Origin of the sequence: Citricoccus alkalitolerans (genome assembly GCF_039528175.1) — a bacterium.
Taxonomy (GTDB): Bacteria; Actinomycetota; Actinomycetes; order Actinomycetales; family Micrococcaceae; genus Citricoccus; species Citricoccus alkalitolerans.
In genome coordinates this window covers 1-5,208 of record NZ_BAAALH010000004.1, presented here as the reverse complement: position 1 = coordinate 5,208, position 5,208 = coordinate 1, and the positions used below count along the sequence as shown (strand labels likewise).

The 5,208-nt window shown below is 57.2% G+C and carries 2 rRNA genes; both read left to right on the top strand.

What is annotated here, in order from left to right:
• Window positions 1–1,468, top strand: a 16S ribosomal RNA gene (locus tag ABD134_RS15505); the annotation flags it as partial.
• Between the two features lie 616 nt (window positions 1,469–2,084).
• Window positions 2,085–5,172: ribosomal RNA gene (locus ABD134_RS15500) — 23S ribosomal RNA — on the top strand.
• Window positions 5,173–5,208 lie beyond the last annotated feature (36 nt).

Genomic DNA, 5,208 nt, shown 5'->3' with positions numbered 1-5,208 from the left:
GTCGAACGCTGAAGCTCCAGCTTGCTGGGGTGGATGAGTGGCGAACGGGTGAGTAACACGTGAGTAACCTTCCCTTGACTCTGGGATAAGCCCGGGAAACTGGGTCTAATACCGGATACGACCTCCTATCGCATGGTATGGGGGTGGAAAGATTTATCGGTCTTGGATGGACTCGCGGCCTATCAGCTTGTTGGTGAGGTAATGGCTCACCAAGGCGACGACGGGTAGCCGGCCTGAGAGGGTGACCGGCCACACTGGGACTGAGACACGGCCCAGACTCCTACGGGAGGCAGCAGTGGGGAATATTGCACAATGGGCGCAAGCCTGATGCAGCGACGCCGCGTGAGGGATGACGGCCTTCGGGTTGTAAACCTCTTTCAGTAGGGAAGAAGCCTTCGGGTGACGGTACCTGCAGAAGAAGCGCCGGCTAACTACGTGCCAGCAGCCGCGGTAATACGTAGGGCGCGAGCGTTATCCGGAATTATTGGGCGTAAAGAGCTCGTAGGCGGTTTGTCGCGTCTGCCGTGAAAGTCCGGGGCTTAACCCCGGATCTGCGGTGGGTACGGGCAGACTAGAGTGCAGTAGGGGAGACCGGAATTCCTGGTGTAGCGGTGAAATGCGCAGATATCAGGAGGAACACCGATGGCGAAGGCAGGTCTCTGGGCTGTTACTGACGCTGAGGAGCGAAAGCATGGGGAGCGAACAGGATTAGATACCCTGGTAGTCCATGCCGTAAACGTTGGGCACTAGGTGTGGGGGACATTCCACGTTTTCCGCGCCGCAGCTAACGCATTAAGTGCCCCGCCTGGGGAGTACGGCCGCAAGGCTAAAACTCAAAGGAATTGACGGGGGCCCGCACAAGCGGCGGAGCATGCGGATTAATTCGATGCAACGCGAAGAACCTTACCAAGGCTTGACATGTTCCCGACCGGGCCAGAGATGGTCTTTCCCCTTTGGGGCGGGTTCACAGGTGGTGCATGGTTGTCGTCAGCTCGTGTCGTGAGATGTTGGGTTAAGTCCCGCAACGAGCGCAACCCTCGTTCCATGTTGCCAGCGGGTTATGCCGGGGACTCATGGGAGACTGCCGGGGTCAACTCGGAGGAAGGTGGGGACGACGTCAAATCATCATGCCCCTTATGTCTTGGGCTTCACGCATGCTACAATGGCCGGTACAATGGGTTGCGATACTGTGAGGTGGAGCTAATCCCAAAAAGCCGGTCTCAGTTCGGATTGGGGTCTGCAACTCGACCCCATGAAGTCGGAGTCGCTAGTAATCGCAGATCAGCAACGCTGCGGTGAATACGTTCCCGGGCCTTGTACACACCGCCCGTCAAGTCACGAAAGTCGGTAACACCCGAAGCCGGTGGCCCAACCCTTGTGGGGGGAGCCGTCGAAGGTGGGACTGGCGATTGGGACTAAGTCGTAACAAGGTAGCCGTACCGGAAGGTGCGGCTGGATCACCTCCTTTCTAAGGAGCCCCTTAGCCGTCAGGCCTGCAGATCTTTGTGTTTGTGGGTGTGTGGTTCAGGTTTAGTGCTCGTAGCGGCCCCGTTCGTGGGTCGGCGAGTTGCTCATGGGTGGAACATCAACGAATAGTGCCCTGGCCGTACCGGCTGGTGGTCGTAGTACTGCGTCTGGAATGGGCGTCTTGGGTGTTGCCCGGGATGTCGCGCCGTCGTGTGGAAGGACTGCTGGGTTTGGATGGGTTGGGGTGTTGGCACACTGTTGGGTCCTGGGACAACAGGACCGGCTGCTCGTGCAGCGCATGATCGCGTGGTCTTCCTTTGTGGGGGATTTCGGTGGTGGTGTGGTGTGGGGGTGGTTGTTCCGGGCCTGTGGTCTGGTTCCGGCCATGCTGAAGCATTGACCCTTGAGGGGTGGGTGTGGGAGGTGTGGTGCGGGTTGTTGTTTGGGAACTGCATAGTGGACGCGAGCATCTTATTTTTATTGCTGCCGCATATCGCCCCCTGGTGGTGTGTGGTGGCGCCGAGAATGTAGTCATCTTTTGATACACCCGTTGTTGACCCCTGCTTTTGGTGGGTGGTTGGTGGTGGGTGTTGCTCATTGAGGGCTTGGCCTTGTGTGGCTAAGTTTTTCAGGGCGCATGGTGGATGCCTTGGCAACAGGAGCCGATGAAGGACGTGGGAATCTGCGATAAGCCTGGAGGAGTCGATAACCGGACGTTGATTCCAGGATTTCCGAATGGGGGAACCCCGCACACCTGTGAGTGTGTGACCGCCGGTTGAACACATAGGCCGGTTGGAGGGAACGCAGGGAAGTGAAACATCTCAGTACCTGCAGGAAGAGAAAACAAAAGTGATTCCGTGAGTAGTGGCGAGCGAAAGCGGATGGGGCTAAACCGTTCACGTGTGATACCCGGCAGGGGTTGCGTGGTCGGGGTTGTGGGCCCTTTCGTCCCAAGTCTGCCGGCTTGGGGTGGTGAGGAGCGGGCGTATAGACGAACAGCTTTGGATGGCTGACCGTAGAGGGTGAGAGTCCCGTAGTGCGAATGCGTACCGCCGCTTAGAGAGTGTGCCCGAGTAGCACGGGGCCCGAGAAATCCCGTGTGAATCTGCCAGGACCACCTGGTAAGCCTGAATACTACCTGTTGACCGATAGCGGATCAGTACCGTGAGGGAATGGTGAAAAGCACCCCGGGAGGGGAGTGAAATAGTACCTGAAACCATGTGCCTACAATCCGTCGGAGCCTTGAGGGGTGACGGCGTGCCTTTTGAAGAATGAGCCTGCGAGTTAGTGCTGTGTCGCAAGGTTAACCCGTGTGGGGAAGCCGTAGCGAAAGCGAGTCTGAATAGGGCGATTCAGTGGCACGGTCTAGACCCGAAGCGGAGTGATCTACCCATGGCCAGGTTGAAGCGCGTGTAAGAGCGCGTGGAGGACCGAACCCACTTCAGTTGAAAATGGAGGGGATGAGCTGTGGGTAGGGGTGAAAGGCCAATCAAACTCCGTGATAGCTGGTTCTCCCCGAAATGCATTTAGGTGCAGCGTCACGTGTTTCTTCCCGGAGGTAGAGCTACTGGATGGCAGATGGGCCCTACAAGGTTACTGACGTCAGCCAAACTCCGAATGCCGGGAAGTGAGAGCGTGGCAGTGAGACCGTGGGGGATAAGCTTCATGGTCGAGAGGGAAACAGCCCAGACCACCGGTTAAGGCCCCTAAGCGTGTGCTAAGTGGGAAAGGATGTGGAGTTGCTGTGACAACCAGGAGGTTGGCTTAGAAGCAGCCACCCTTGAAAGAGTGCGTAATAGCTCACTGGTCAAGTGATTCCGCGCCGACAATGTAGCGGGGCTCAAGCACACCGCCGAAACCGTGGCATTCAACGTAAGTTGGGTGGGTAGGGGAGCGTCGTGTACGAGGTGAAGCCGGGGCGTAAGCGTCGGTGGATTGTGCACGAGTGAGAATGCAGGCATGAGTAGCGAAAGACGGGTGAGAAACCCGTCCGCCGGATGACCAAGGGTTCCAGGGTCAAGCTAATCTGCCCTGGGTAAGTCGGGACCTAAGGCGAGGCCGACAGGCGTAGTCGATGGACAACGGGTTGATATTCCCGTACCGGCGAAGAACCGCCCATGCTGAGTCGGTGATACTAACCGCCCGAACCTGCCTGGATCCCCTTCGGGGGACGTGGTAGGGGAGCGCGGGACCTGAACCGATAAGGCAAGCGTATTAACAGGTGTGACGCAGGAAGGTAGCCGGGCCAGGCAATGGAATTGACCTGGTCCAAGGGTGTAGGGTGTCTGGTTGGCAAATCCGCCAGGCGTGTGCCTGAGACCCGATAGGCCCCCACTAGGTGGGGGATCCGGTGATCCTATGCTGCCAAGAAAAGCATCGACGCGAGGTTCTAGCCGCCCGTACCCCAAACCGACACAGGTGGTCAGGTAGAGAATACTAAGGCGATCGAGAGAATCATGGTTAAGGAACTCGGCAAAATGCCCCCGTAACTTCGGGAGAAGGGGGGCCCTGAGCTTGAAGCACACTTGCTGTGTGGAGGGTGTATGGGCCGCAGAGACCAGGGGGAAGCGACTGTTTATCAAAAACACAGGTCCGTGCGAAGTCGCAAGACGATGTATACGGACTGACTCCTGCCCGGTGCTGGAAGGTTAAGAGGACCGGTTAGCTCTCACGAGCGAAGCTGAGAATTTAAGCCCCAGTAAACGGCGGTGGTAACTATAACCATCCTAAGGTAGCGAAATTCCTTGTCGGGTAAGTTCCGACCTGCACGAATGGAGTAACGACTTCCCCGCTGTCTCAACCGTGAACTCGGCGAAATTGCACTACGAGTAAAGATGCTCGTTACGCGCAGAAGGACGGAAAGACCCCGAGACCTTTACTATAGTTTGGTATTGGTGTTCGGTGTGGCTTGTGTAGGATAGGTGGGAGACGTTGAAGCATGGACGCTAGTTCGTGTGGAGTCATCGTTGAAATACCACTCTGGTCACTCTGGACATCTAACTTCGGCCCGTGATCCGGGTCAGGGACAGTGCCTGATGGGTAGTTTAACTGGGGCGGTTGCCTCCCAAAATGTAACGGAGGCGCCCAAAGGTCCCCTCAGCCTGGTTGGCAATCAGGTGTCGAGTGCAAGTGCACAAGGGGGCTTGACTGTGAGAGCGACAGCTCGAGCAGGGACGAAAGTCGGGACTAGTGATCCGGCGGCCCGTTGTGGAACGGCCGTCGCTCAACGGATAAAAGGTACCTCGGGGATAACAGGCTGATCTTGCCCAAGAGTCCATATCGACGGCATGGTTTGGCACCTCGATGTCGGCTCGTCGCATCCTGGGGCTGGAGTAGGTCCCAAGGGTTGGGCTGTTCGCCCATTAAAGCGGTACGCGAGCTGGGTTCAGAACGTCGTGAGACAGTTCGGTCCCTATCCTCTGCGCGCGCAGGAAATTTGAGAAGGTCTGTCCTTAGTACGAGAGGACCGGGACGGACGAACCTCTGGTATGTCAGTTGTACCGCCAGGTGCACCGCTGATTAGCTACGTTCGGGAAGGATAACCGCTGAAAGCATCTAAGCGGGAAGCCAGCTTCGAGATGAGATTTCCACGACCTTCGGGTCGGGAGGCCCCCAGCAGATCACTGGGTTGATAGGCCGGACGTGGAAGCAAGGACTAACGACTTGTGAAGCCGACCGGTACTAATAGGCCGATAACTTACACACACAAGCATCTCTCATACACGCTTCAAAGGGTATGAG